Consider the following 26,120-nt stretch of genomic DNA (forward strand, 5'->3'; position numbering starts at 1 on the left):
CGATCCTGTAAGGGCCTGAACTCCCGTTGGGCCGTGCCAGTCAAACGTACGTAGTATCCAAAACAGCCGACAGCAAAGGCCCTGGGGAGGTGGATCATGCCGTGTGCGTTGTGCGGCGACATCATCCCGACCGAGGTCGACCGGTGCCCGGCCTGCGGCGCGTGGGCGCGGCGCCGCGACTTCCGCGCCGTCGGCGTGGCCGTGTTCATGCTGCTCGGCTTCAACGCGTTCGTGGCCCTCGGCTCGGGGATCAGCCTGCTCAGGCTGGCTCGTCCGCTGCACGGCGCGACGCACGACAGCTACGACGCCGCCGCCACCGGCAGGGCCCTCGCGCCCTACGCGGACGTGTTCACGATCGGCACGATCATGGCGGCGGTCACCGGCCTGCTGTACCTGACCTGGCTGTGGCGGGCGTTCCACCAGTCCCCCGGCCCGCACCGCCACCACCGCGCCTGGGTGCTGCTCGGCTGGTTCCTCCCGGTCGTCAACCTGTGGCTGCCGCCCCGGATGGTCTACGAGGTGTGGGTGAACAGCGGCCGGTACCGGACGGCCGAGCGCCAGGCGGCCGGGCTCGTCGTCGTGGGCTGGTGGGCGTGCGCCCTGCTCGGCCTCGTCCTCGGCCGCGTGTTCGCGCACGGCAGCGTCGAGACACTCGCCGACGCACGCCTCGACGTGCACGTCGGCGTGGCCGCGGCCGCCTTCCAGGCTCTGGCCGCCGCCCTGTGCATGGCCACCGTCTTCCAGATCACCCGGATCCAGATCACCCGGTGACCGGTTCGGACCGGATCAGGTAGGGGTGGGGCCGGAGCTTCCCTGGCTGGTGTGCCAGAGGGCGGTGCGCGGCGGGCGCCTGACGGCCGGGCCTGCGTGGCCGATGTCGGAGTACGGCGACATCGCGAAGCCCGTGGGCTGGACGATGCGGCGGCCCACCGGACGCCCCCGGCCGGGCGGGCCCGCCATGGCGGCCCGGACGGCGTCCGGGCCGCCGCGGCGCCACTCCTCGTGCAGGGCGTTGAGATCCCAGCAGGCGTTCGCGGTGATCGAGACGGCGCGGTCGCCGGCACGGCGGAGCCGGCCCCGGGCGACGAGCAGCCAGGAGCCGAACACGGTGGCGGCGCACCGGTCCTGCACCGACTCGAAGAACGTGAGGTCGACCGGGCCGGTCGCGTCGTCCAGCGTGGCGAAGATGACCCGCTGCCCCGACCTGACCGCCGGGGTCTGCGTCGCCACCTTGACCCCGGCGACCAGGACCTCGCTCTTGTCCGGACGTCCCGGCAGGTCGGCGGCGCGGACGACGCCGAGCCCGGCGAGCAGCCCGGCGTAGAAGGTCATGACGTGCCGGCTCACGTCCATGCCCAGGATGTCCAGCTCCGCCTCGACCACCTCGGCGGGCGTCATCGGCGGCAGCCCGCCCGCCGGGATCTCCTCCGCCAGGCCTGCCTCCACGCCGGTCAGGTCCCCGTCGCCGTCCTCCCGGCCGAGAGGGAGCTGGCCCTCCGGGACGCGCGCGGGACGGGCGGTGACCCGGTCGAGGGCGCCGACGCGGCACAGCAGGTCGCGGCGCGGGACGCCGTCGTGGAGGGCGTCGAACGCGCCCGCCAGGACCAGCCGCTCGGCGATCGGCCGCGAGACCCGGGCGCGGCGCCAGAAGTCGGGCAGCGACCGGTACGGCCGGGCCCCGGTGATCCTGCCGATCTCGGCGTCGGAGATTCCCCTGACCTCGCTCAGCGCGACCCGGATCCCGGCCGGGCCGCCCGCCGGGACGATCTCGGCGCGCCAGTCCGCGTCCGAGCGGTTGACGTCCAGCGGCAGGATCGGGACGCCGAAGTGCCGGGCGTCGTCGAGGATGACCCGCTTGGGGTACATGCCGGGATCGTGGGTGAGGACGCCGGCGTAGAAGGCGGCCGTGTGGTGCCGCTTCAGCCAGGCCGACTGGTAGGTGGGCAGCGCGAACGACGCGGCGTGGGCCTTGCAGAAGCCGAACGCGCCGAACGCGGTCAGCATCCGCCACACGCGCTCGACCGTCGCCCCGTCGTAGCCGCGCGCCAGCGCCCGCTCCCGGAACCAGGCGCCGACCACGGCCTGGCCCCGCTCGTGGTTCAGGCTCCGGCGCGCCGCCTCCGCCTTGGACAGGCCGCATCCGGTCATCACGTCGATGACGCGCAGCACCTGCTCGTGGAAGACGACCACGCCGAGGCTCTCCCGCAGCGCCGGTTCGAGGTCGGGATGCGGGTAGGCGGGCTCCCGGGTCCCGGCGCGGGCCTCCAGGAACGGCGTCACCATGTCGGAGTTGACGGGGCCGGGGCGGAACAGCGAGATGTCGATGACCAGGTCGTCCAGGTCGCGGGGCTGGAGCCGGCCGATCAGCTCCCGCTGGCCGGGCGACTCGATCTGGAAGCAGCCGAGCGTCCGGGACGTGCGCACCAGCGCGTACGTCGCGGGGTCGTCGCGCGGGACGTCCTCCAGCGCGATCGTCTCCCCCGTGACCCGGGCGGCCTCCGCCACCGCGTGCGCCATCGCCGACTGCATCCGGACGCCGAGCACGTCGAGTTTGAGCAGCCCCATCGCCTCGACGTCGTCCTTGTCGAACTGGCTCATCGGGAACCCCACGGCGGCGCGCTCGACCGGCGTCCGGTCCCGCAGGCCCGGGTTCGACAGCAGGACGCCGCACGGGTGCATGGCGATGTGGCGGGGCAGCCCGTCCAGGCGCTCGGCGATCCGGAACAGCACCTCCAGGCGCCCCGCCGCCAGGTTGCTCTGCCGCAGCTCGGGCAGGTCGTCCAGCGCCGCGCGGATCTGGTTCGCCCGGATCCGCGGGAACGCCTTGGCGATGGCGTCGATCTCGTGCGGCGGGAGCCCGACGGCGTTGCCGACGTCGCGCAGCGCGCTGCGCGCCCGGTAGGTCTCCATCATCGACACGCACGCCGTGGCGTCCGCGCCGAACCGGTCGAACAGCGCCTGGTAGGCCTCCAGCCGGCGGGCCGACTCCACGTCCAGGTCGATGTCGGGCAGCCCCTCGCGGCTGTCGGCGAGGAACCGCTCCATCACCAGGTCGTGCCGCAGCGGGTCCAGGTCGCCGATGCCGATCAGGTAGTTGACCAGGCTGCCCGCGCCCGAGCCGCGGATCGCGCAGCGGATGCCGCGCGCCCTGATCAGCGCGGCGGCGTCGGCGACCGTGAGGAAGTACGGCGCCAGGCCCTTGCGCCCGATCACGCCGAGCTCCTGGTCGAGCCGGGCCGCGGCCTCGCGCGACCCGTCGAGCCCGCGCCGCGCCATCCCGTCGGCGCACCGGGCGGCGAGCCGCGCGTGCGGGTCGCCGTCGACGGCCGGCAGGTGGACCTCGTCCATGCCGAGGTCGCGGCCGGGATCGAGGACGCAGCGCTCCGACAGCCGCCGGGTGGCCGCGAGCAGCGCGTCCGCCCCGTCCGGGCCGCAGATCGCCTCCGCGACCCGGCGCATCTCGGGGACCGACTTCAGGTACGCCTGGCCGGTGCGGTCGTCCAGGTGCCGCCGGTCGAGCGGGACGAGGCGGCGCGTCACGTCCAGGACCTGCGCGACCGGGTGGTCCGACGGGTCCAGGTAGCGGACGGCGTTGCCGAGCACGGCGGGCACGCCGGCCTCGCGGGCGAGCGCGAGCATCCGCGCCGCGCGCGGGCCGTCGCCCTTGTCGCGGTGATCGACGATCTCGATCACGGTCTCGGCGGTGGCGCGCCAGGCCGCCAGCCTGGCCGCCGCCACGTCCGGGCGCCGCCCGGTGAGGGCCCGCCCGACGTCCGACGCCGGGCCGAGCAGGACGATGAGGCCCTCGGCGTGGGCGCCGACCATCTCCCTGGTCACCAGCGGGCGGCCGCGCTCGCCCGCCGCGTGCGCCGCGGTCACCAGCCGGCACAGCGACCGCCATCCGGCGCGGCCCTCGGCGAGGACCACGACGCGTTCCTCCCCGGTGGAGGCGACCCTGAGGTCGGCGCCGACGACGGCGCCGATCCCCGCGTCCGCGCACGCCCGGACGTGCCGGACGGCGCCGTACAGGCCGTCGCGGTCGGTCAGCGCCAGCGTCTCCATGCCGAGGACCGCCGCGCGCTCCGCCAGCGCCGCGGGCGGCGCCACACCGAACCGGAGCGAATAGGACGAAGCGACATGAATATGCACGTCAGTCCCATACCCGGGATAGCAGCCAGCTGTCGGCGGCCACGTCATAACGCAGCTCGTAGACGCCGATCTCCCGGTCCGGGGTCGCCTCGATCCGCCAGAACTCCCGCTCGCCAGTGGCCTCGCCGTCGGGCTGCCGCTCCCGCCACCAGTCGCGGGTCGTGACCCAGTGCTCCAGCACCCGCCGGACGGTGTAGAGCCGGCCACGCCAGACGAACCGGACCGGACGGCCGTCGCTCACCCAGACGTCCACCGGATCGCCGAACACGCGCGTCATCAGCCTCCCCCTCGCGCTCGCCGCACGGGGGAAGAGCATGCGGACCTCGTTCTCGAACAAACGTTCGGAGCACGAGTCTAGGGAACCCCGGGCCCGGGGAGCAAGGCGGGGTCAGCCGAGAAGCGCGCGGACGCGGTCGGCCACCTCGGCGGGGCGGTCGGCGTCGGCCATGCCCCCCGCCGGCCACAGGTAGTACCAGCCGTCGCCGCACGGGGTGGCGAGGACGATCACATGGCGTCCCGTGCCCGGCACGTAGACGGCCAGCAGGGACTCCCCGGGCCCGGCGAACCGCCAGGCCAGGCCCCGGGCCTCGACCTCGCGCGCGAGCGCCGCGAGGTGACGCCGGCGCATCTCGGCGATCTCCCGCCCACCGACTACAGACACATCAGCCGCCTCAGCCGATCCGAGCCGCCGTCATGACCTTGAGCGATCCTCCGGCGACGGTTGGTGACCGGTCCTCAGCATGACTCCGATCCGGCGGCCGTGCGGGGAGAATCCCAAGAGTGGGGACGGGTGTACCCCGCCCGCCAGGGGATGGTCCGCAGAAGCGGTGTAACGCGCCGTCCGGATACGGGCCAATCACCGCGCGGATGGTTTCCGGTCCTCGGAACCTGGCCCGCATGCGGAGGGGCCGTCCGTGATAAAAGCCTCTGTGAGGCGGGCATCGCCCGCGTCAGCCAAAAAAGAAGGAGCGAGCCGATGAGCGCCGTCCCCGCCGGCGACCCGTCAGGCCACACACACCACCGCGTCCACGGGCACGGTGCCGAGCAGGACCGCGCCCTGGCCGGGCTCCGCGAGCGCAAGAAGCAGCGGACCCGCCTCGCGCTCATCGACGCGGCCCTGGACCTGTTCCTCGCCCAGGGGTACGAGGCGACGACGATCGACGAGATCGTGGCGGCGGTCGAGGTGTCGCAGCGCACCTTCTTCCGCTACTTCGGCACCAAGGAGGACGTGGTCACGAGCTTCCTCACCGAGCACGACCAGGTGCTGGAGGAGGCCCTCGCGGCCCGTCCCCCCGGGGAGCGGCCGTTCACCGCGCTGTTCGAGTCGCTGCGCGTCGTGCTGCGCACGATCGCCGAGAGCGACCCCGCCGACAGCGCCCGGTTCCGCCGCGTCCGGCAGGTGATCGAGGCGACGCCGTCGCTGATGGCGGCGCAGATGGCGCGGTACTCGGCGTCGGCGGAGGCGCTCGCCACCGAGATCGCGCGCCGCGAGGGCGTCGACATGGAACAGGACCTGCGGCCGCGGATCGTCGTGTCGTTCTACCTGGCCGCGACCAAGGTCGCGTTCGAGGACTGCGCCCGCCACGACATCTGGGACCCCGGGACGGTCGCCGCCCGCGTGGAGGAGGCCGTGACGCTCGTCGGCCGGACCATGCGCGACTGGGTGTGAGCGCCCCTCCGGTGGAATAGCTTCCGACGGCCCCGGGTTCTCCCGGAACGTCACCGCGAACCGACCGTCAGGAGAACGACATGCGCGCGATCGTCATCACCCGCCCCGGCGGCCCGGAGGTCCTGGAGGCGTCCGAGCGCCCCGCCCCGGAGCCCGGGCCCGGCGAGGTGCTGATCGACGTCGCGGCGGCCGGGATCAACTTCATCGACGTGTACTACCGGACCGGCGCCTACCCGCAGGAGACCCCCTACACGCCGGGCGTCGAGGCGGCCGGGACGGTCGCGGCGGTCGGCGAGGGCGTCCGGGAGTTCTCGGCGGGCGACCGCGTCGCGTGGGCGAACGTGCAGGGCGGCTACGCGGAGAAGGCCGTCGTCCCGGCGGACAAGGTCGTCCCCGTGCCCGCCGGGGTGAGCCTGGAGGACGCGGCGGCGTCGCTGCTGCAGGGCATGACCGCGCACTACCTGACCAGGTCGACGTATCCGGTCCGGGAGGGCGACACCGTCCTCGTGCACGCGGCGGCGGGCGGGATGGGGCTGCTACTCACGCAGGCGGCCGTCTCCCTCGGCGCCCGGGTGATCGCGACGGCGTCCACCCCGGAGAAGGAGAAGCTGGCGAAGGACGCGGGCGCGGACGCCACGATGGGCTACGACGGGTTCCCCGAGCGGGTGCGGGAGCTCACCGGCGGCGAGGGCGTCGCCGTGGTGTACGACGGCGTCGGCGCTCCCACGTTCGACGGGAGCCTGGAGAGCCTCCGGCGGCGCGGCACCCTCGCCCTGTACGGGGCGGCGGGCGGCCCGGTCCCGCCGTTCGACCCGCAGCGCCTCAACCGGGCCGGGTCGGTGTTCCTGACCCGGCCGTCCCTCGCCCACTACGTCGAGAAGCGCGAGGAGCTGCTGGAGCGCGCCGCCGACGTCTACGCGTGGGTGGAGTCGGGGGCCGTGAAGGTCCACGTCGGCCGCCGCTACGACCTCGCCGAGGCCGCCGCCGCACACGCCGATCTGGAGGCCAGGCGCAGCACCGGCAAGCTCCTGCTGATCCCCTGACCGTCCCGCCGGGGCACCCGGCCTCCCCTAGGCTGGCCCCCGACAGACGATCTTACAAGGAGCGCCGCCCCCCATGACGACGTACGCCGCCGGACCGCTGGAGCACGACGAACCCCGCGTCCTCGGCCCGTACCGCCTGCTCGGGCGGCTCGGCCGCGGCGGCATGGGGACGGTCTACCTGGCCGCCGAGCCCGACGGCCGGCGGGTCGCGGTGAAGGTCGTCAACCGCGAGCTGGCCGGGGAGCCGGCGTTCCTCGCCCGGTTCCGCCGCGAGGTGACCGCCGCGCGGCGCGTCCACCGGTTCTGCACCGCGCCCGTGATCGACGCCGAGCTCGACCAGGACCCGCCGTACATCGTCACCGAGTACATCGACGGGCCGAGCCTGGAGAAGGCCGTCCAGGACAGGGGCCCGCTCCCCGGCTCCGACCTGGAGGGCCTCGCGGTCGGCGTCGCCACCGCGCTCGCCGCCATCCACGGCGCCGGGATCGTGCACCGCGACCTCAAACCCGCCAACGTCCTGCTGTCCTCCACCGGCCCCCGCGTCATCGACTTCGGCATCGCCCGCGCCCTCGACGCCGCCGACGGCCCCACCCGCACCGGCCAGTTCGTCGGCACCCCGTCCTACATCGCGCCCGAGGTGCTGCGGGGCGAGCCGGTCGAGCAGGCGTCGGACGTGTTCTCGTGGGGCTGCGTCGTCGCCTACGCCGGGACGGGGCGCCCCCCGTTCCAGGGCGGCTCCGTCGCCGAGACGTTCCGCCGCATCGAGCACGACGAGCCCGACCTCACCGGCCTGGACCCGCGGCTGCGCGACGTCGTCGCCGCCGCGCTCGGCAAGGACCCGCGCGACCGGCCGACGGCGCGGCGGCTGCTCACCCTGCTCGTCGGGCAGGAGAAGGCCGACCTCACCCAGGCCGTCGAGACGATCTCGGCGTCGTGGCAGGGGCCGGATCCGGCCGCGGAGCCGGCCCCGGGCCGGGCCGCCGGCCGGCCGGCGGCCGTCGAGGTCCCGGCGCCCAGGCCCGCGCCGAAGGCCCCGGCCCCGGCGCCCGCGGTGCGCGAACCCGGCCCGGGCGAGGAGACGGTCCTCGTCGACCTGCCGTTCCCGGCCGCGTGGCGCGGCCCGCGGCGCTGGCTCACCCTGCTCAGGGGGCTGCTGGTGGTCCCGCACCTGGTCGTGATGCTGCTCATGTACGCGGCCCTGGTGGTCGTCATGCTGCTCAGCTGGCTGGTCATCCCGTTCACCGGCCGCTACCCGCGCGCCCTGTACGCGCTGGTCGTCGGCTGCCAGCGCTGGTCCAGCCGGGTCGTGGCGTACGCGTTCGGGCTCACCGGCGAGAAGCTGCCGCCCTTCCGCACTCTTCCGCGCGCACGCCGAACGCACTGACGGCTTGGCGCGTCCGAATTATCGTGGACCGCTAGGGTTCAACCACAAAGACTCCCGACGCCCCTCAGGATCATGATGACCACGCACGCAGGAGAGAACGGCGAGACCCTGCGCCCCGGCGACCCCGGAGAGCTCGGCCCCTACCGGCTGGTCGGGCGGCTCGGCCGGGGCGGCATGGGGACGGTCTACCTCGGCGAGGACAGCGCCGGGCGCCGCGTCGCCGTAAAGATGATCAACCGGGAGCTCGCCGGCGAGGGCACGTTCCGGGAGCGGTTCCGGCGCGAGGTGACCGCCGCGCGGCAGGTCCGCCGGTTCTGCACCGCGCCCGTGATGGACGCCGAGCTGGACACCGACCCCCTGTACGTCGTCACCGAGTACATCGACGGGCCGAGCCTGGAGAAGGCCGTCTCCGAGCGCGGCCCGCTGCCCGGCTCCGACCTGGAGGGCCTCGCGGTCGGCGTCGCCACCGCGCTCGCCGCCATCCACGGCGCCGGGATCGTGCACCGCGACCTCAAACCCGCCAACGTCCTGCTGTCCTCCACCGGCCCCCGCGTCATCGACTTCGGCATCGCCCGCGCCCTCGACGCCGCCGACGGCCCCACCCGCACCGGCCAGTTCGTCGGCACCCCGAACTACCTGCCGCCCGAGCTGCTGCGCGGCGAGCAGGTCTCCTCCGCCTCCGACGTGTTCTCGTGGGGCTGCGTCGTCGCCTACGCCGGGACGGGGCACCCCCCGTTCGCGGGCACCACGGTCCCGGAGATCTTCTACCGCGTCGTCCACGAGGAGCCGAAGCTCGACGGGCTCGACCCCGCACTGCGCGACGTCGTCGCCGCCGCGCTCGACAAGGACCCCCGGCGGCGGCCGACCGTCCAGGACCTGCTCGGACGGCTCGTCGGCAACGGCCAGGCCGACCCGGCGAGGCTCGCCGAGACCGTCCAGGCGAGCTGGCACGGACCCGCGAGCGAGCCGACCGTCCAGGCGCGGACGGCCCAGGCCACCTTCCAGCAGCCGACCCCGCCGATCGCGGCGCCGCCGGGGACCGGCGCCACCCGCCAGGACGCGCATCCCGCCCCCCGCCCGGGCGGCGGGCGTTCCCGGCGCCCTCTGATCATCGGGGGCGCCGTCGCGGCAGCCGTCGTCCTGCTCGCCGTCGTCGGGTTCCTCGCCCTGCGCCCGGACGGCCCGCCCGACGACCTGGCCACGACGTTCAGCGACGAGTTCTCCAGCGACGGTTCCGGTTGGGGCAGCTTCAGCGAGCAGTACAGCTACACCAACGGCGCCTACCGGATCCAGACCTACGGCACCATGGGCACGATGGGGCGCGACGTGCCCAAGGACGAGTTCGCCCCCGACCCGATGCTGGCCACGGTCAGCGCCAAGGTGGCCCAGGGGTCCCCCGACGGCATGTACGGGCTCTACTGCCGCTCGGCCGACGACAACTACTACATGTTCCTGGTCCGCAACGACGGCAAGGGCGCGGTGCTCCGCAAGGCCACCAAGGACCGCGGCACCAAGGAGCTCGACAACCCCGACTCGGTCTCCGGCTACTCCGAGGGCGAGTCCAACAAGCTCCAGATCGCGTGCGAGAGCGGCGACGACGGCAAGCAGGTCCGGCTGAGGCTCTGGGTGAACGGCCATCTGGCCATCGACAAGACCGACACCGACCAGCCGCTCGGCAACGGCAAGGCCGGTCTGGAGGTCATCCGGGGCGGCAACGCCGCGCAGCAGATCATCGTCGACTTCGACGACTTCGACCTGTCGAAGATCCTCAGCTAGGCCGGGGGGCCGGCCGGTCCGGCAGGTAGCCGTTCGTCCAGCGGGCCAGCTCCGCGAAGACCTGCGAGCGGGCCGGTTCGGCGGACAGCACCAGGTCGTGCAGGCCGCCCTCGATCCGTACGAGCGTGACGTGCCGCCCGATCCGCGGCGCCCACCTCGCCATGTGCTCGACGTCCAGGACGGCGTCGGCGCCCGTCACGTCCAGCACCCTGCGGGTCGGGCGGACGCTGCGCGTCGACGCCATGACCAGCACCGGGACGTCGACGTCCAGGCCGCGGTGCAGGCGCAGCTGCCCCCGGCGGACGGCCGCCAGCCACGCGGCCCGCACCGGGAACCCGGCGAGCGGCTTCCAGGCGAGGTCGAACTCCCACTCGCCCTCGTGCTCGCGGTGGATGCTGCGCGGGTACCGGTCGGACACGCCCGCGGGCAGCTTCGCCTTCGGGAACCGGGGACGCAGCGCCCGCGCCAGGCCCGCGCCGACCTTGCGCATCACCAGCGGCTCGGCGAGGTCCAGGAACGGGCTGTTGAGGAAGACGCCGTCGACCAGGCCCTTGCCCCTGGCCCTGTCGGCCCACAGCGCGGCGACCAGGCCTCCGGTCGAGTGGCCGTTCAGCAGCAGCGTGTCGTGCCCGTCCACGTCCCGGACGATCCGCACCGCCTCGTCGATCTCCGGGAAGTAGTCCGACAGGCTCTCGACGTAGTTCGGGGTCTGGTGCGGACGCAGTGAGCGCCCGTACTTGCGCAGGTCGAGCGCGTAGAAGTCGAAGCCGAGCTCGACGTAGAAGTCCGCGAGGTGCCGCTGGAAGAAGTAGTCGACGAAGCCGTGCAGGTAGAGCACCGCCCGCCGGGACGGGTCGCCGCCGCCCCGGCGCCGCACGAGCGTCGCCACGACCTCGCCCTCCGCGTCGCGGCCCATCGGCAGCTCGATCGCCTCGTACCCGGGCCCGAGCACGTCCGCCGTCACGTCCACTTTTCCTCCCGCTGTCCGGTGAACTGATGCCCCATGATCGGGCGTCAAAGAGACTGACCGTACGACAGACTGAATCACAGCCCCTCTCCACCCCCCGGGAGTCGAGCCATGCAGGCGCCCCTCCGCGACCGAGACCCGCGGCTGCTCGGCCCGTACGTGCTCACCGCCCGCCTCGGCCGGGGCGGCATGGGCACCGTCTACCTCGGCGAGGACGAGTCGGGACGGCGGGTCGCGGTCAAGGTCATCAACGCGGAGCTGGCCGACGACGAGGCGTTCCACGACCGGTTCCGCAGCGAGGTGACGGCGGCGCGGCAGGTCAGCCGGTTCTGCACGGCCGCCGTCCTGGACGCGCGCCTCGACGGCGACCCGCTGTACGTGGTGACCGAGTACGTCAACGGGCCGTCCGTCGAGGAGGCCGTCAAGGCGGACGGCCCGCTGCGCGGCGGCGACCTGGAGGCCCTCGCGGTCAACATCGCGACGGCGCTGGGCGCGATCCACGGCGCCGGGATCGTGCACCGCGACCTCAAGCCGTCCAACGTGCTGCTGTCCCCGACCGGGCCGCGTGTGATCGACTTCGGCATCGCCCGGGCGCTGGACGCCACCGAGGGCCCGACCAGGACCGGCCAGTTCGTCGGCACGCCCGCCTACATCGCGCCCGAGCTGATGCACGAGCGGAAGATCACGCCCGCGGCCGACGTGTTCTCCTGGGGCTGCGTCGTCGCCTACGCGGGCACCGGGCGCGCCCCGTTCGGTGGCGGGACGCTCCCGGAGGTCATCAGCCGGGTGACGTCCGGCGACCCCGACCTGGGCGGCCTCGACCCGGCCGTCCGCGACCTGGTGGCCCGGTCGCTGGCCAAGGACCCCGCCGAACGTCCGACGGTGAACCAGCTGCTCCAGGCGTTGACCGGCCGGGACGAGCCGCCCGCGACTCCGCCCGCTTCGGAGCCGGAGCCGGCGCCGGCGCCGGAGCCTGCGCCCGCGCTTCTGACGAGCGTCGACTCCGTGCCGCCGACGCGTCCGGTCGGCGCGCGGGTCCCGGCGGCCCCTGCGAGGAGGCCGTCGCCGCACCGCAACCGGGGCCTGCTCATCGCCGCGACCGGCGCGGTCCTCGCCGTCTCCGCCGTGATCGGAGCCCTCAACATCCCGGGCGGCGACGACGCCCCGGACGCCTCGGGCCCCGGCTCGGCCTCCGCCCTCGGCGACGAACCGCCGGAGGTCAAGGACAAGATCTTCGACGACCGGTTCAACGACGTGGACTCCGGCTGGAAGACGGCCGCCACCCCCGTGTTCGACGCGGCCTACCGCGACCGGAAGTACGAGATCCACGTCCTGCCGAAGGCCGCGCGCACGACCGTCGACGCTCCGGTGGGCAGGATCCCCGACTCCCAGCTCATCGAGGCCGAGGTGACGCCGAAGGACGCCTTCGGCGAGGCGGGCGTGTACTGCCACGGAGGCTTCGGCTACGCGTTCCTCCTGAGCTCGGACGGGCGCGCTCGCATCGCCAAGCTGTCCACCTGGCAGGCGCAGACGGTGACGACCGGCACCGTCCCCAAGCCGCGCGGCACCGACCGCCTCCAGGCCGCCTGCGTCAAGCGCGAGGACGGCAACATCGACCTCGCCATGTGGGTGAACGGGAAGCCCGTCGCCTCGTCCGCCGCCACCCCGCCGAGCAGCGTTCCCGGTAACAGCGGCCTGCTCGTCGTCCGCAACGCGGGCGCCACCGGATGGCCGCAGGCGGTCTTCGACGACTTCGCGCTCTGCGGGGTCTGACCCCCGTCGGACGCATCCGCGCAGGTCATCTACTGTTGTCGTGATGTCCGAGAGCAGTGACCGCGCCGGACTGCGCGCCGGGCTGCGCCGCCGCCACATGACGATGCTCGCGATCGGGGGCGCGATCGGCGCCGGGCTGTTCGTCGGCAGCGGCGCCGTGATCAGCACCGCCGGGCCCGCCGCCGTCCTGTCGTACGCGGCGGCCGGCCTGCTCGTGCTGTGCGTGCTGCGGGCGCTCGGCGAGATGGTCGTGGCGCGCCCCGTCGCCGGGTCCCTCGCCGAGTACGCGCGGATGGCGCTCGGCCCCTTCGCCGGGTTCACGATCGGCTGGCTGTACTGGTACCTCTACGTGATCCTCGTCGGCGCCGAGGCGACCGCGGGCGCCGGCATCCTCGCCGGCTGGACGGGCCTGCCGCAGTGGACGCTGGCCGCCGCCCTGCTCGTGGCGATGACGGCGGTGAACCTCGTCTCCGTCCGCTCGTTCGGCGAGTTCGAGTTCTGGTTCGCCTCGATCAAGGTCGCCGCGATCCTGGTGTTCGTCGTCCTCGGCGTCCTGTACGTCACCGGGCTGTGGCCGGACTCGCCCGGCGGGGCCGCCGTCCTCACCGGGCACGGCGGGTTCGTCCCGAACGGCGCCGGATCGGTCTTCACCGCCGTCGTCGCGGTGATGTTCGCCTTCGGCGGGACGGAGATCGTCACCATCGCCGCCGCGGAGAGCGAGGAGCCGGGCCGGGCCGTCGCCAGGGCCACGAGCAACGTGCTGTGGCGCGTCGCGCTGTTCTACGTGCTGTCGATCCTGCTCGTCGTGTCGATCCTGCCGTGGAACGACGCGAAGATCCTGACCAGCCCGTTCGTCAGCGCCCTGGACCGGCTGGACGTGCCCGCCGCCGGCACCCTCATGCAGGCGGTCATCCTCACCGCCGTCCTGTCGGTGCTCAACTCGGCGATCTACGTCTCGTCCCGGATGCTGTACGTGCTGACCCGCGACGGCGACGCCCCCGCCGGGCTGGTGCGGCTGAACCGGCGCGGCGTCCCCGTCCGGGCGATCCTGCTCGGGACGGTCGCCGCGTGGGCGGCGGTCATCGCGTCCTACGCCTCCCCCGACCAGGTCTTCAAGTTCCTGATGAACTCGATCGGGGTCGTGCTGGCCTTCGTCTACCTGGCGATCCTGTTCTCGCAGCTGCGGCTGCGCCCCCGCCTGCGGCGCGAGGACCCGGCGAGCCTCACCTACCGGATGTGGCTGTTCCCGTACCTGACCTGGCTGGTCATCGCCGCCCTGCTCGCCGTGCTGGTCTCGATGGCGTTCCTCGACGGGCAGCGCTCCCAGCTGATCGCCTCTCTGGTCAGCCTCGCCGTCGTGGCGCTCGCCTACCCGCTGCGACGCCGCTTCGGCAGGCGGCCGCCGGTCACCGCGCCCCTGACCGCGCCGCGCGGGACGCGCGTCTAGCCGGGCCTCAGTCCTTGCGGCCCGTCGCCGCGACGGTGACGCCGAGGCCGATCATCATCAGCCCGCCGGTGCCGCCGATCGCCGCGAGGCGGCGCGGCGAGCGGGCGAACCAGTCGCGGGCCGTCCCCGCCGCGATCCCCCACACGCTGTCGCAGCACAGGGCGATCACCGCGAAGATCGCGCCGAACACCATCATCTGGAGTTCGACGTGGCCGTTCTCGCGCACCACGAACTGCGGGAGGACGGCTGCGAAGAACACGGTCGTCTTCGGGTTGGTGATGCCCACGAAGAAGCCCTGGAGCAGCGCCCTTCCGCCCCCGCGGTCCGCCTCGCTCCCGGCGATCGCCTCCTGGAGCGAGCGCCGGTGCCGGATGGCCTGCACGCCGAGGTAGACGATGTAGACCGCGCCCACGATCTTCAGCGCGGTGAACACGACGACGGAGCGTTCCACCACCGATCCGATGCCCACCGCGACCGCCGAGGTCAGCACCAGGGCGGCGAGCACCCCGCCGACCACCCCCGCGAGCGCGGTGCGCCGGCCGTGCGCCAGCGCGCGGCCGACGACGAACAGGACGGACGGCCCGGGGATCAGGATGATCGCCAGCGCCATCGCGGAGAACGCCAGAAGCTGATGAGTCGACACCATGACCCGCAGAGTACGCATCCCGGTCATGGCGTCTCACCCGGTTTTCCGAGGAGCCGGGACGGGCTCAGTCCGTGAGGACGTCCCAGGTGCCGCCGCGGCGGACCAGGAGGTTGTGCGTGAGGAGGCTCCCGGCGGGGACGTCCCACTCCGGGTCGGCACCGTCGTCCCCGCGGTCCTCGGCCCAGACCTGCGCGACCGCCCAGCGGAGCTTGTCGACGCCGTCCGGGTGGCCGGTGCCGGACGCGACGAACACGTCCCGCGCGGGCGCCGCGACGACGAGGTCGCCCTCCACGTCCTGCGCCAGCTTCTCCAGGAACCCCTCGTCCAGCAGCAGGCCCGACTCCAGGCCCCCGCCGCGCGCGGACGCGCCCAGCGACACCGTCACGGCGCGCACGTCCGGGTACCAGCTGAGGCTCAGCTCGGGACGCAGGTCGCGCAGGTTGATCACGGCGTGGCGGCGCAGCTCGCCCTGCGCCACCCCGAGGTCGGCGCAGTGCCGGCGCGCCACGTGCTCGTAGCGGCGGCCGCCGGGGGCGCCCTCGTCGGCGATCTCCACCGCGTAGGTGACGTACAGGTCGGCGGCGAACGGGTCGCGGATCGGCTCCTCGTCCGCCGGGAGCGGGAACTCCAGCTGGACCTCGGCCGGCACCCGCGCCTTCATCAGCGGGACGATCAGCTTGGACCGCGGGTCGGTCACGGGGCGTTCCTCCTGGTGCTCTGCCTGCGTGCGCCTGTGTTCACGAGTGGATCACCCTACCGCCGCGGAGGGCGGCTCCGGGGCTCCGCCGGGCGGGACGACGGGCAGGCCCCCCGGCGCGCCGCCCTCGATGATCCGCCACACGGCCGCGGTGTCCATGTGCTCCTCGACGAGGTCGCCGAGCGCGTCCAGGGTCGCCTCCCTCAGCGCCTCGAACGACACGTCCGGGGCCGGGACGAACTCCCGTTCCGCGGTCCGGGCGACGTCCGCGAGGAACGCCCTCCGGAAGCCGTCGTTCTCCATCGCGCCGTGCCAGGTCGTCCCCCAGACGGCGCCCTTCCGGCATCCGTCGAGGAAAGGCTCCCCTTCCGCGGTCACGATGCCGTGGTGGATTTCGTAGGCGTGCACGGTCTCGCCATAGGCGCTTCCCGTAGGCCGCCCGAGAGTCTTCTCCTTCTTGAATTCGACTCTCGCGGGAAGGAGGCCGAGCCCCTCTGCTCTTCCCTCCTTGGACTCGACACCGTCCACGATCTCCTCGGCGAGCATCTGGTAGCCGCCGCAGATGCCGAGGACCGGCCGTCCCTCCTCGGCCCTTCTCCTGATCTCCCCGGCCATTCCCCGGTCGCGAAGCCACGCCAGATCGGCGACCGTCGCCCGGGTCCCCGGGAGCACCACCAGATCGGCATCGGCCAGATCGCCGGCACTCGCCGCGTACCGGACGACGACGCCGGGCTCGCAGGCCAGAGCGTCCATGTCCGTGAAATTGGAGATGCGCGGGAACCGGACGACGGCGACGCGCAGGGTCTCTTTCCCGTAAGGCCCTTTCGCGTCGGGTCTCGGCGCGTCCAGGGCCAAGGTGTCCTCGGAATCGAGATACAGGCCGAGTTTCCAGGGCAGCACTCCCAGCGTCGGCCGCCCGGTGAGCATCGCGAGCTGCTCCAGCCCCGGCGCGAGAAGCTCCTCCGCCCCCCGGAACTTGTTGATGACGAACCCGGCGATCAGCGCCTGGTCCGCGGGCTCCAGCAAGGCGACCGTGCCGTAGAGCGACGCGAAGACACCGCCCCGGTCGATGTCGCCGACCACCACCACCGGCAGGTTCGCGGCCCGCGCCAGCCCCATGTTCACGATGTCGCCGCCCCGCAGATTGATCTCGGCGGGACTCCCGGCCCCCTCGCACACGACGACGTCGTACTTGGCCCGCAGCTCCTCGAGACTCTCCAGCACGACGCCCTTGAGCCACTCCTTGTGCGCCCCGTACTGGAGAGCGTCGACCTCCGCGACGGGCCGCCCCAGCACCACGACCTGGCTTCTGCGGTCGCTTCCGGGCTTGAGCAGCACCGGATTCATCTGCGCGACCGGCTCCACACCCGCGGCCTGCGCCTGCATGTACTGCGCCCGCCCGATCTCCGCCCCGTCACTCGTCACCATCGAGTTCAGCGACATGTTCTGGGCCTTGAACGGCGCGACCTTCACGCCCTGCCGTGCCAGCCACCTGCACAGCCCCGCCGTGACGACGCTCTTGCCCGCGTCCGACGTGGTCCCCGCCACCAGAAGCCCGCTCACCGCACGCTCCAGACCACGGCCGCCGCCGCGAACGTCACCGCCGCCGAAAGCTTGACCGCCCTCCGGATGTCCCTGACCTCGGGCGCCCGGCCGTCCCCCATCTCGGGGCGCCGCTCGACCCGTCCGCCGTAGGCGTTGGCACCGCCCAACCTCACGCCGAGCGCCCCAGCGAAAGCGGCCTCGCAGCGCCCGGCATTGGGACTCGGATGCTTCGCCCCGTCCCTCCGCAGGACGCGCCAGGCCTCCCGCCCCGAGCAGAGAGCGACCAATCCCCCCGTCACCCTGGCCGGAACCCAGTTCGCGACATCATCGAGCTTCGCCGCCGCCCACCCGAACCGTTCGTACCTCGGACTCCGATACCCGACCATCGCGTCAAGCGTGTTGACGGCCCGATACATCAGCAGCCCCGGAATGCCCGCCACCGCCCCCCACACCAGAGGCGCGGTCGACGCGTCCGACGTGTTCTCGGCCACCGACTCCACCACCGCACGGCTCAGATCGCGGGCGTCCAGCCCCCGCGGATCCCGCGCGCACAGATGCGAGAGCCGCTCCCTGGCCGCCCCCACGTCCCCCCGCTCCAGCACCCGCGCCATGTAGAGCCCCTCACGTCCCAAGGACGTCCCGCCTAGCACGGCCCAGGTGACGCCCGCGGTGACGACACAATGCACCACAGGCCGCCGGCTCACCCGCTCGAGCGCGACCCCCGCGACCCCGGCGCCCCCCACCAGCGCCGCGACATAGACGACGCCCCGCCAGCGCGAATCCCCATACACCCGGCGCTCCGCCGCCGACGCCACCCGGCCGAACCCGGCCACGGGATGCCACCGTTTCGGGTCCCCGAGAACGGCGTCCAGCGCGACCCCGAGGACCAGCCCCTCACCAGAGACGCGCATCGAGCTCATCCCAGTGCCGCTCCAGCCAGTCCTGGGCCCGCCGTATCCGGGGACCTGCGCCCCCCTGCCAGATCCGTGCCCATCCCCCGCCACGCTCAGCCCTCTCCCGCATCGCCCGATAGGACCGCTCGAACCTCACCCGCGCCGCCGGCAGCACCTCCCGCCGCCGCTCCCGGTCCAGCCCGTACGCGTCACAGAAGACCCGCAGCCTACGACCCACGTCCGCCCCGTAGAGCACGGCGTCCCGATCGGCCGGATCCTCGATGGGCCCCCAGTGACGCAACGCCGTGACCACGTCGAACACCCGCGTGGTGGGCCGCGCGAGGTCGAAGTCGATCAGAGCGACGGGCCTCCCGCCCCGGAAGACCACGTTCTCCGGCGTCACGTCGCAATGCCCGATGACCTCGGGCTCCCCGTCCACATTGGACGTCTCCGCGTCCCACGGCGCCCCCACCGGCGCCTCGTACGACGCGACCGCGTCGTGGTACCGCCTCAGGAGCCGCCCCACGTCCCGCAGCACGTCCTCCGAGACGACACCCGCCGCCAGCGGCCGGTGCGGCACCTCCCCCGGCACCCAGCTGAGCACCTCCCGCCCCAGCTCATCGACCCCCAGCACCCGCGGCGCCTCGAACCCCACGTCCTCCAGGTGCCGCAGCAGCCCGTGGACCGCCGGACTGTGCGCCCGCAGCGGCCGCCGCACCGTCTCCCCGACCCGCACCACACCCTCCGAAACGTCCCCGCCGGAGAGCGGCACCTCAATGTTCACCGCCACAGCACCCCAAGATAGAACCCCCGCCCCAGCGGTAACGCCGTTATGGATGTGGAGCCGGACGACGCGCACCCTTACACTGTGTCCCGGCGTCCCGCCGGGCGCCGAGCGCCCGTAGCTCAGCTGGACAGAGCATCGGACTTCTAATCCGACGGTCGCGGGTTCGAATCCTGCCGGGCGCGCAACCTTCTGACCTGCACGAACGCCATTCTCTAGTCGGGTGACCTACGTCACGATCGGCCGACGCGTCATCACCGGTCAGGAGCCGGTCTTGGTGCCCGGTGGGCGAAACGACGGCTCGGGTGCTCCGGGTGGCGGGGTGGGGTCTTTGCTCGGAGGGTCTTGGGGCTGGGGTTCGGTCTTTACGCGTAGTAGCCAGATGGCGCATATGGCGGTGACTGCGGCCATGAGGGTCAGCAGGATCCGGTAGTCGACTACCAGGGACAGTGCTGCGCCGAGGGCGATGGAGGCGGTCTGGGGAGTGCTGATGACGCCCATCGCCGCGGTCAGTGCTCGGCCGCGCAGGGCGTCGGGGGTTCGTCGCTGCACCGCCATGACCAGGCCGACGGTCGTCCAGCACATGCCGAAGCCGAAAAGGAACGCCCCCACGGCCACCGGGGGGATGGCGGGCGCCAGATAGACCAAGGACGCCATCGTCACCAAGGCGATGCCCAGCATCACTGTGCGCAGGTCGCCTACGCGGCGGATGGCGGCGCCCGCCGCCAGGCCGGCGCAGACCGCGCCCGCGCCCTGCACACTGCTCAGCACGCCGACGAACGCGGGAGCGCGGTGAAGCCCGTCGTCGACGATGGAGAAGATGAGGGTCTGGGAGAAGCCCGTCACCAGCATGGCCAGGCCCAACGCGCCCACCAGCGTGCGCAGGGACGGGGACCGGTAGATGTGGCGCAGGCCCGACAGCACTTCTTCGCGCAGCTTCAAAGCACCCGTGACATGACGCTGGTCACCGGGCGCCCGGATGAGCCACACGCATGCCGCGGCCGCCAGGAACGTCGCCGCGTCCAGCAGAGCCACCACGTGGCCGCCCGTCACCGTGAACAACGCCGCGCCGAAGAGGGGGGCCAGCAGCTTCACTCCGTCGGCGGAGGTCTGGAGCAGGCCGTTGGCGTCGGGGAGCGCGTCCTCGTCCACGATCGCCGTGACGAGGGCGGCCTGGGTGGCGGTGATGATCACACCGGCGACGCCGTAGCAGAGGATGATCGCGTACAGCAGCCAGACCTGGCCCTCGCCGCGCACCAGCAGGCTCAGCGGCATGACGCCCGCCATCACCAGGTTGGTCACGATGAAGATCTGGCGCCGCGGGAACCTGTCGATGAGCACCCCCGCGAACGGGGCGAACAGGAACGGCAGGGCGACGAAGAAGAAAGCGCCGCCCGCCGCCGCATTGCTGCCGGTCAGCTCTTTGACCCAGATGCCGAAGGCGATGATGAGCGCCCGGTCGCCCAGGGTCGACAAGGTCTGCCCGATGATCAGGAAGCGGAATCCACGATTGGTCAGCAGGACCTTCACGGGCGGCCTCCTCGGCGGCGAGGCGGAACTTCGAGATCATGCCATATCGGAGGGTGCGAGGATATGGAAGTCCGGTGGCCGGATCCGGCGCTCGGCAATTCCGCCCAGTCCATTTACCATCAGTAAAGATCATGTGTCGGACGATCTCCGGACACCTGAGCGACAGCGCCGTCGTCCTCCCGGCACCCCGTACGGGATGCGACGAACGGGCCCCGAGGCCGCTCGCCGGTAGCCGTCCGTGCGAGGAGGTCTGTATGTCGGAGGCGCCGGTCGCGGACCCGGCCGCGGGTCTCGCGGAGCCCGAGGCGCTGCTGGATCCCTACTCACTCTTCGGCCGCCTGCGCGAGAGTTCGCCCGTCTACCGCAGTGCCTTCCTCGACTCCTGGGTGCTGACCAGGTATGACGACTGCGCCGCGGTGCTGCGCGACACGGAATCGTTCGCCTCGGACTGGCGCCGGATCGGCGAGGCCGTACCGGAGCCGCTGCTGAGCATCCAGTCGCTCGACCCGCCCGAGCACACGGACATCCGGCACTTCATGGTCGACGCGGTCCGTGGTCTCGACCCGGGCATGCTGCGCGAGCGCATCGCCGTGCAGGTCCGCGCCCGAGCCGAGCGGCTGCGCGCGGCCGGGGAGTTCGACTGCGTGTCCGACCTCACCGCGCCGCTCGCGCTGGACACCATCACCGCGGTGCTCGGGGTGCCGCCCATCGACGCCGCGTGGTTCCTGCCCGTCTCGCAGACGATCGTGGACGGCATGGACGCCGGGATCTGGCCGCAGACCGCCGGACCCGCCGTGCGGGCCCGCGCTGAGCTGGCCGAATACACCGGCCGGTGGCTGGACGACCCGCCGGCGGAAGGGCTGGTGGCGCATGTGGCGGCCAAGGCGCCCGGCTCCGGCATCGCGCGCCCGGTGCTGCTGAACACGCTGCGGGCCGTCCTGCACGCCGGGTTCGAATCGGCGGGGCGGCTGCTCAGCAACGCCCTGGTCGTCCTGCTGAACTCGCCTGACAATTTGGCACGTTTCACTCGGGCCGACCTGTCACTCGCGGTGGAGGAACTGGTCCGGTACGTAACGCCGGTGCAGGCCGACGGGCGGGCGTGTGTACGGGAGACGCGCATCGGCGGCCATGTCATCGCGCCCGGCGAAGCGGTGACGCTGCTGCTCGCCGCCGCGAACCGGGACCCGGCCAAGTTCACCGAGCCCGACGAGCTGGACTTCGCCCGGTATCCGAACCCGCATCTGGGATTCGGCCGGGGCGCCCACTCGTGCCTCGGTCAGTCGCTGGCGGTCCTCCAGGCACAGGTCGTCCTCGGCCTGCTCGCGACCGAGTTCCCAGGCCTCCGCCTCGCCGACGAGCCCGTCTACCACCGGAACCTCACCCTGCGAGGCGTGGCCCGACTCAAAGTCCGCCTCAACTGACAGACCTGGGATCCGTCTTGACAGAAGGGAGGTGGGGCGGATGCGTTACCTCCACTGAGTGACGTAGCGGGTGCCCGGCATAACGGGGCGCGCTTACCACCTGCCACGATATGCCGGGCACCTATTATTCACCACGCGGCCAGCCTCAGAGACCCTTTGCACATATCAGCATGGTTTCTGTTTCTTGGCATCACATGTTTTCCTCTGGAGCGCTGATGAGGGTGTTTGTGCGCACGAAAACCGCCTTGATAACCGGCCTCGTCACCATGACCGCCACCATCCTTTCGGCCGCTCCACCGTCCGCCGCCCCCCACGCCTCCGCGGCCTCATCCCACGCGGCGGCGGACGGTAGGTCTGGGGACTTGTGGCTGGCGCGGCTGCTGGCGGGGTCCACCCGTGGCGGCGACGCGTGGCGGCACCTGCGTGTCCTCGACCGGATCGCCACGCGGAACGGCGGGGTGCGCGCCGCCGGCACACCAGGGTTCGAGGCCTCCGCGCGCTACGCCGCCAAGGTGCTCACCGCCGCCGGCTACCGCGTCCACCAGCAGCACGTGCCGTACACCGACTTCCGGGTCGACGCGGAAAGCGCGACGGTAACGGCGCCCGCCGCCCGGCAGGTGCGCGCACTGGTCATGCGCTGGTCACCCGTCACCCCGCCCGGCGGTCTCGACGCCCATCTCGTCGTGCCCCGGGCCACGACGGGCGACGCCGCCGGATGCTCCGCGGCAGACTACGACGGGCTGCCCGTCGCCGGATCCATCGTGCTCGTGGCGCGCGGATCCTGCGGCTACACGGCACAGCAACGCGTCGCCGCCGAGCTCGGCGCGCGGGCGATGCTGATCTACCTGTCCACGCCGAGTCCGAACAACATCTACCGGCTGCACGCGTTCAACCCGCAGGCGTTCACCATCCCGGTGGCCAGCGTCACGCAGGCGCAGGCCGAACAGCTCGCCCAAGAGTCCTCGCGGCACCAGGTGCGGCTGCGTCTCGACCTGCGCGGGCACGAGGTCGCGGCAGTCACCACCAACCTGTTCGCCGAGACGCGCGGCGGCGACGACCGCACCGTCATGGCCGGCGCCCACCTGGACAGCGTGACCGAAGCACCCGGCATCAACGACAACGCCGCCGCGGCCGCCGCGCTGATGGCGACCGCGCTGCGGCTGGCTCCCCATCAGGACGAGGTGCGGCACAAGGTCCGGTTCGCGCTGTGGGGGGCCGAGGAGCTCATCGACGTCGGCTCCAACTACTACGTGCGCACCCTGCCGGCGGCCGAGCGCGCCGAGATCGCGCTCTACCTCAACTTCGAACTGATCGCCGCGCCGAACGGGGTGCGGTTCGTCCTCGACGGGGACGCGAGCGAGCAGCCGCCGGGCACCCCGCCGGGACCGGCGGGCTCGCAGGTCGCGGAGAAGGTCTTCAAGGACTACTTCGACCACGCCGGACTCCCCTACGAGAGCCACGACCTGCGGGCCGTCGGCTCCGACCACGAGCCGTTCGTGGCCGCGGGCATCCCGGTCGGCGGCCTGAACGGCGGCGTCCTCGGGGTCAAGACCGCCGCGCAGGCGGCGCGGTTCGGCGGGACGGCCGGGCAGCTGTACGACCCCTGCTACCACCAGCCGTGCGACACGATCGGCAACCTCGACCGCCGGGCTCTCGGCGAGAACGTCCCCGCCATCGCGTGGGCCTTGGGCCGCTTCGCCCTCGACGTCTCCGACCTGCCCGCCGGCGCCCGGGAGCAGCGACCATGACGACGTACCACCAGGCCATCGAATCGCTGACGGATCCGCCCGCCGCCTACCCGCCGTCGGCGCCTATGCGGCTCAGCTTCGACGTCGACGCGCTGCGCGCCGACCTCGAACGGCTGCGGCACCAGCGGTGGCGCGCCCAGCGCCCTTACGGCCAGGACGGCGCCGCCACGGAGTCCGGAGTGGACTGGCGCATCCTGCCGCTGCGCAGCGTCGGCGGCGATCCGGCACGGACCGACCCGGGCGGCGCGGGCCTGACCGACTTCGCCGACACCCCGTGGCTGGCCGACGCCCCGGCCCTCGCCCAGGTCATCGACGCCCTGCCGGCGCCGGTCCGGGGCGTCCGGCTGATCGCCCTGGGCGCGGGCGCGACCGTGCACGAGCACCGCGACTACAAGTACGGGTTCGAACGGGGGCTCCTGCGGCTGCACGTGCCGATCGACACCAACCCGGACGCCGCCGTGGTCATCGACGGCGTGTCCGAGCACTGGACGGCGGGACGGTTGTGGTTCGGCGACTTCGGCCGAAGGCACTACGTGGCGAACGGCGGGGACCGCTCCCGGGTGCACATGGTGCTCGACTGCCTGGTCAGCCGGGAGATCGTCGGGTTGTTGCCGGACGAGTTCCTGGAGCTGCTCCCGCTGAGCGAGGTGATGTTCGCCCGCGATCCGGTGCCGCTCACCGCGTCCGAACGCGACCGGCTGTGCTGCCGGTTCCGGCTGCCGGGCGACTTCGCGCAGTGGTCGGAGGAGGAGGTCGAGGCCAGGCCCGACAGCGACGCCGCGGTCCTCGTGCACGAGGACCGGCTCGTCCTCGCCATCGACGGCGAGCCCGCGTTCGGCCTGGTGCATCTCGGGCTGGGCGAGTTCCGCCTCAGCGGCTGGAGCGAGGAACGCACCATCGCCGTCGAGTCCACCGGCCAGGTGCGGATCAGGGAACGCGCCGGCCGCGCTCTGCGCGAGTGGACCCGTCCGGCACAACCCACCCAGGCCGGCTGACGACGCCGGCCGCGCACGTCATCTGACGACGCGCGCTCGTTCCGACCAGACAGGCAGGTGACTTCGCATGTCCTCGTCCACCCGGGTCGCTCCGCTCGGCACCGACCCGTACGCCTTCCAGCCCGGTTACTACGACCTCTTCCGCGCCTCCCGCGGAGAGGGCGCCCTCCCCGACCCCCGGTTCTTCGCCGACCGCGCGCCCAAGGGCGGACACGCGCTGGAGATCGGCGCGGGCACCGGCCGGATCACGCTGGCCGTGGCCGAGCGAGCCGCCACCGTCCTGTGCCTGGAGCGGTCCGCCACCATGCGCGCGGTGCTGCTGGCCAAGCTCGCCGAACGCCCGCACCTGCGCGCCCGCGTCACCGTGCTCGACCGCGCGGCGCCCCACTTCGACCTGGCCCGCCGCTTCGACTTCGTGTACCTGGCGGGTGTGCTGGAGCACGTACCGCACCCCGAACGGCCGGCGCTCTTCGAGGCGATCGCCGGACATCTGGCCGAGGACGGCGAGGTGGCGATGGACATGGTGCTGTCGGAACCCGTACCGGACTGGCCCGAGCACGTCACCGACGAGGCCACCCTCGGCGACTGCCGGTACGAGATGTCGTGCGAGGCGCGGCCCGACGGCGACGACCAGGCGCACCTGCGGTTCGTCTACCGCACGTACCACCAAGGTGATCTGGTGGCGACCGAAGTGGTGGAACGCGCCCACTACCTGCACCGGCCGGACGCCGTCATCGCCGACCTGGCGGCGGCCGGACTGACCCCGACGGCCGGAACCGCCCTCCACCCCGTCGCCGACGGGGAGGACCCCGGCACTCTGGTCGCCCGCCGTACGACCTGAAACGTCATCCACTTCATCCTGAGGAGAGTTCGCGTGCAGGTCATCGGCGTCGGTTTCCTCCGAACGGGGACGACTTCCCTCGCGCTGGCACTCGACCGGCTCGGGTACGGCCCCTGCTACAACATGCGCGTCCTCAACGCCGAGCCTGAACGGGCCGCCGACTGGGCCGCCGCGATGGACGGGCGGACGGTGGACTGGGGAAAGGTGTTCGCGGGCTACGGCTGCTCCGTCGGCTCGCCGGGCAACGCGTTCTGGCGCGACATCGTCGACGCGTTCCCGGACGCCAAAGTGGTGCTCACCGTCCGCGACCCGGAACGCTGGTACGACAGCGCCGCGCAGACCATGTCCGCCGTGCTCGCCAGGCCCCCGCTCCTGGTGCGGGTGCTGAGCTGGCGAGGCCCTCGCCGCCCCGACCCCCAAGCCCAGGTCCTCGACCGCGTACAGCGGACGACGTGGCAACGTGAGATCGGCGGGGAGTTCGGCAAACGCGCGGAGATGGCCGAAAGATTCGAGCGGCATGTCGCCGAGGTGAAGGCGTACGTGCCCGAAGACCGGCTGCTGGTGTTCGAGGTCAAGGACGGATGGGCGCCGCTGTGCGCCTTCCTCGGCCTACCGGTCCCCGACGAGCCGTTCCCCCGGGAGAACGACGCGGCCACCTTCAAACGCCGCCAACGACAGGCCCTGAAAAGAAGACTGCGCCCACGAATCCTAGCCACCACCGCAATCGCAACCGCCGCCGCAGTGGCCTGGGCACTACACCGCAAACACCACCCAAACCACCCCACCAAATAACCCAAAGGCCGTTGACTGTC

22 protein-coding genes and 1 tRNA gene are annotated in these 26,120 nt (G+C 72.7%); 13 read left to right on the forward strand and 10 right to left on the reverse strand.

Annotated features, from left to right (window positions below):
• The first annotated feature begins 96 nt into the window (after positions 1-96).
• On the forward strand, positions 97-771 hold the full coding sequence (locus AB0C84_RS08840; protein ID WP_339154761.1) for a DUF4328 domain-containing protein: 675 nt from the start codon (positions 97-99) through the stop codon (positions 769-771).
• Between the two features lie 15 nt (positions 772-786).
• On the opposite strand, the gene dnaE is transcribed toward AB0C84_RS08840, so the two are convergent.
• The 3 genes from dnaE to AB0C84_RS08855 form a co-directional block, all read right to left on the reverse strand.
• The gene (dnaE, locus tag AB0C84_RS08845; protein WP_361062985.1) at positions 787-4,149 is read right to left on the reverse strand and encodes a DNA polymerase III subunit alpha; all 3,363 of its coding nucleotides are present in this window, start codon (positions 4,147-4,149) and stop codon (positions 787-789) included.
• A gap of 1 nt (position 4,150) precedes the next feature.
• Entirely contained in the window at positions 4,151-4,426 is a 276-nt protein-coding gene (locus tag AB0C84_RS08850; protein WP_179846891.1) for a DUF6504 family protein, read from the reverse strand.
• Between the two features lie 111 nt (positions 4,427-4,537).
• Positions 4,538-4,810 (reverse strand): hypothetical protein, encoded by a 273-nt coding sequence (locus tag AB0C84_RS08855; protein WP_258945532.1) that lies wholly within the window; start codon positions 4,808-4,810, stop codon positions 4,538-4,540.
• Positions 4,811-5,125: 315 nt separating this feature from the next.
• Here AB0C84_RS08855 and AB0C84_RS08860 point away from each other — a divergent pair, with 315 nt between their 5' ends.
• The 4 genes from AB0C84_RS08860 to AB0C84_RS08875 all read left to right on the forward strand — a co-directional run bounded on the left by AB0C84_RS08860 (position 5,126) and on the right by AB0C84_RS08875 (position 10,021).
• Positions 5,126-5,818, forward strand: a complete 693-nt coding sequence (locus tag AB0C84_RS08860) for a TetR family transcriptional regulator (protein ID WP_258945533.1) — start codon at positions 5,126-5,128, stop codon at positions 5,816-5,818.
• A gap of 80 nt (positions 5,819-5,898) precedes the next feature.
• Complete coding sequence (locus AB0C84_RS08865) at positions 5,899-6,861, forward strand: quinone oxidoreductase (RefSeq protein WP_361062990.1); 963 nt, start codon at positions 5,899-5,901, stop codon at positions 6,859-6,861.
• 73 nt (positions 6,862-6,934) lie between these two features.
• Positions 6,935-8,245 (forward strand): DUF4389 domain-containing protein, encoded by a 1,311-nt coding sequence (locus tag AB0C84_RS08870; RefSeq protein WP_361062993.1) that lies wholly within the window; start codon positions 6,935-6,937, stop codon positions 8,243-8,245.
• Between the two features lie 75 nt (positions 8,246-8,320).
• On the forward strand, positions 8,321-10,021 hold the full coding sequence (locus tag AB0C84_RS08875) for a serine/threonine-protein kinase (RefSeq protein ID WP_361062996.1): 1,701 nt from the start codon (positions 8,321-8,323) through the stop codon (positions 10,019-10,021).
• Here the strand turns inward: AB0C84_RS08875 and AB0C84_RS08880 are convergent.
• Positions 10,014-10,991, reverse strand: a complete 978-nt coding sequence (locus tag AB0C84_RS08880) for an alpha/beta hydrolase (RefSeq protein ID WP_361062998.1) — start codon at positions 10,989-10,991, stop codon at positions 10,014-10,016. The genes AB0C84_RS08875 and AB0C84_RS08880 overlap by 8 nt on opposite strands.
• Before the next feature lie 108 nt (positions 10,992-11,099).
• Between AB0C84_RS08880 and AB0C84_RS08885 the strand changes: the two genes are divergently transcribed.
• Together AB0C84_RS08885 and AB0C84_RS08890 are read left to right on the forward strand one after the other, a co-directional pair.
• Positions 11,100-12,761: a serine/threonine-protein kinase gene (locus tag AB0C84_RS08885; protein ID WP_361063001.1), complete on the forward strand. Its 1,662-nt coding sequence runs from the start codon at positions 11,100-11,102 to the stop codon at positions 12,759-12,761.
• Positions 12,762-12,804: 43 nt separating this feature from the next.
• Positions 12,805-14,208 (forward strand): amino acid permease, encoded by a 1,404-nt coding sequence (locus AB0C84_RS08890; RefSeq protein ID WP_361063003.1) that lies wholly within the window; start codon positions 12,805-12,807, stop codon positions 14,206-14,208.
• A gap of 7 nt (positions 14,209-14,215) precedes the next feature.
• Here the strand turns inward: AB0C84_RS08890 and AB0C84_RS08895 are convergent, their stop codons facing one another.
• From AB0C84_RS08895 to AB0C84_RS08915, 5 genes are all read right to left on the reverse strand, one after another.
• A complete protein-coding gene (locus tag AB0C84_RS08895; RefSeq protein WP_361063006.1) occupies positions 14,216-14,854 on the reverse strand; it encodes a LysE family translocator in 639 nt (212 codons plus the stop codon).
• 64 nt (positions 14,855-14,918) lie between these two features.
• Complete coding sequence (locus AB0C84_RS08900; RefSeq protein ID WP_258945541.1) at positions 14,919-15,551, reverse strand: DUF1444 family protein; 633 nt, start codon at positions 15,549-15,551, stop codon at positions 14,919-14,921.
• A gap of 51 nt (positions 15,552-15,602) precedes the next feature.
• Complete coding sequence (locus tag AB0C84_RS08905) at positions 15,603-17,114, reverse strand: cobyric acid synthase (RefSeq protein ID WP_361063009.1); 1,512 nt, start codon at positions 17,112-17,114, stop codon at positions 15,603-15,605.
• A complete protein-coding gene (locus AB0C84_RS08910) occupies positions 17,111-18,007 on the reverse strand; it encodes a cobalamin biosynthesis protein (protein WP_361063012.1) in 897 nt (298 codons plus the stop codon). Before AB0C84_RS08910 ends, AB0C84_RS08905 begins: the two co-directional genes overlap by 4 nt.
• On the reverse strand, positions 17,991-18,779 hold the full coding sequence (locus AB0C84_RS08915) for an aminoglycoside phosphotransferase family protein (RefSeq protein WP_179846884.1): 789 nt from the start codon (positions 18,777-18,779) through the stop codon (positions 17,991-17,993). Before AB0C84_RS08915 ends, AB0C84_RS08910 begins: the two co-directional genes overlap by 17 nt.
• Positions 18,780-18,884: 105 nt before the next feature.
• Between AB0C84_RS08915 and AB0C84_RS08920 the strand changes: the two genes are divergently transcribed.
• Positions 18,885-18,958 (forward strand) — tRNA-Arg (locus AB0C84_RS08920).
• A gap of 76 nt (positions 18,959-19,034) precedes the next feature.
• On the opposite strand, the gene AB0C84_RS08925 is transcribed toward AB0C84_RS08920, so the two are convergent.
• Entirely contained in the window at positions 19,035-20,303 is a 1,269-nt protein-coding gene (locus tag AB0C84_RS08925) for an MFS transporter (protein ID WP_361063016.1), read from the reverse strand.
• A 254-nt stretch (positions 20,304-20,557) separates the two neighbouring features.
• On the opposite strand from AB0C84_RS08925, the gene AB0C84_RS08930 reads away from it, so the two are divergent.
• The 5 genes from AB0C84_RS08930 to AB0C84_RS08950 all read left to right on the forward strand — a co-directional run bounded on the left by AB0C84_RS08930 (position 20,558) and on the right by AB0C84_RS08950 (position 26,100).
• Positions 20,558-21,724: a cytochrome P450 gene (locus AB0C84_RS08930; protein ID WP_361063019.1), complete on the forward strand. Its 1,167-nt coding sequence runs from the start codon at positions 20,558-20,560 to the stop codon at positions 21,722-21,724.
• 362 nt (positions 21,725-22,086) lie between these two features.
• A complete protein-coding gene (locus tag AB0C84_RS08935) occupies positions 22,087-23,472 on the forward strand; it encodes a M28 family peptidase (protein ID WP_361063022.1) in 1,386 nt (461 codons plus the stop codon).
• On the forward strand, positions 23,469-24,467 hold the full coding sequence (locus AB0C84_RS08940) for an aspartyl/asparaginyl beta-hydroxylase domain-containing protein (protein ID WP_361063025.1): 999 nt from the start codon (positions 23,469-23,471) through the stop codon (positions 24,465-24,467). The genes AB0C84_RS08935 and AB0C84_RS08940 overlap by 4 nt, the downstream gene beginning before the upstream one ends.
• A gap of 67 nt (positions 24,468-24,534) precedes the next feature.
• Positions 24,535-25,308: a class I SAM-dependent methyltransferase gene (locus AB0C84_RS08945; RefSeq protein WP_361063028.1), complete on the forward strand. Its 774-nt coding sequence runs from the start codon at positions 24,535-24,537 to the stop codon at positions 25,306-25,308.
• Positions 25,309-25,341: 33 nt separating this feature from the next.
• Positions 25,342-26,100, forward strand: a complete 759-nt coding sequence (locus AB0C84_RS08950; RefSeq protein ID WP_361063031.1) for a sulfotransferase family protein — start codon at positions 25,342-25,344, stop codon at positions 26,098-26,100.
• The last annotated feature ends 20 nt before the right edge of the window (positions 26,101-26,120 follow it).

The organism is Actinomadura sp. NPDC048955, from assembly GCF_040649435.1.
In the GTDB taxonomy this organism is placed as follows: Bacteria; Actinomycetota; Actinomycetes; order Streptosporangiales; family Streptosporangiaceae; genus Spirillospora; species Spirillospora luteofluorescens.

What these genes read in the sequence shown, in the direction of transcription:
- AB0C84_RS08860 (WP_258945533.1), top strand. Translation starts at nt 5,126, where the DNA reads ATGAGCGCCGTCCCCGCCGGCGACCCGTCAGGCCACACACACCACCGC.
- AB0C84_RS08930 (WP_361063019.1), top strand. Translation starts at nt 20,558, where the DNA reads ATGTCGGAGGCGCCGGTCGCGGACCCGGCCGCGGGTCTCGCGGAGCCC.
- AB0C84_RS08945 (WP_361063028.1), top strand. Translation starts at nt 24,535, where the DNA reads ATGTCCTCGTCCACCCGGGTCGCTCCGCTCGGCACCGACCCGTACGCC.
- AB0C84_RS08875 (WP_361062996.1), top strand. Translation starts at nt 8,321, where the DNA reads ATGACCACGCACGCAGGAGAGAACGGCGAGACCCTGCGCCCCGGCGAC.
- AB0C84_RS08840 (WP_339154761.1), top strand. Translation starts at nt 97, where the DNA reads ATGCCGTGTGCGTTGTGCGGCGACATCATCCCGACCGAGGTCGACCGG.
- AB0C84_RS08890 (WP_361063003.1), top strand. Translation starts at nt 12,805, where the DNA reads ATGTCCGAGAGCAGTGACCGCGCCGGACTGCGCGCCGGGCTGCGCCGC.
- AB0C84_RS08850 (WP_179846891.1), bottom strand. Translation starts at nt 4,426, where the DNA reads ATGACGCGCGTGTTCGGCGATCCGGTGGACGTCTGGGTGAGCGACGGC.
- AB0C84_RS08885 (WP_361063001.1), top strand. Translation starts at nt 11,100, where the DNA reads ATGCAGGCGCCCCTCCGCGACCGAGACCCGCGGCTGCTCGGCCCGTAC.
- AB0C84_RS08895 (WP_361063006.1), bottom strand. Translation starts at nt 14,854, where the DNA reads ATGGTGTCGACTCATCAGCTTCTGGCGTTCTCCGCGATGGCGCTGGCG.
- AB0C84_RS08870 (WP_361062993.1), top strand. Translation starts at nt 6,935, where the DNA reads ATGACGACGTACGCCGCCGGACCGCTGGAGCACGACGAACCCCGCGTC.
- AB0C84_RS08865 (WP_361062990.1), top strand. Translation starts at nt 5,899, where the DNA reads ATGCGCGCGATCGTCATCACCCGCCCCGGCGGCCCGGAGGTCCTGGAG.
- AB0C84_RS08910 (WP_361063012.1), bottom strand. Translation starts at nt 18,007, where the DNA reads ATGCGCGTCTCTGGTGAGGGGCTGGTCCTCGGGGTCGCGCTGGACGCC.
- AB0C84_RS08940 (WP_361063025.1), top strand. Translation starts at nt 23,469, where the DNA reads ATGACGACGTACCACCAGGCCATCGAATCGCTGACGGATCCGCCCGCC.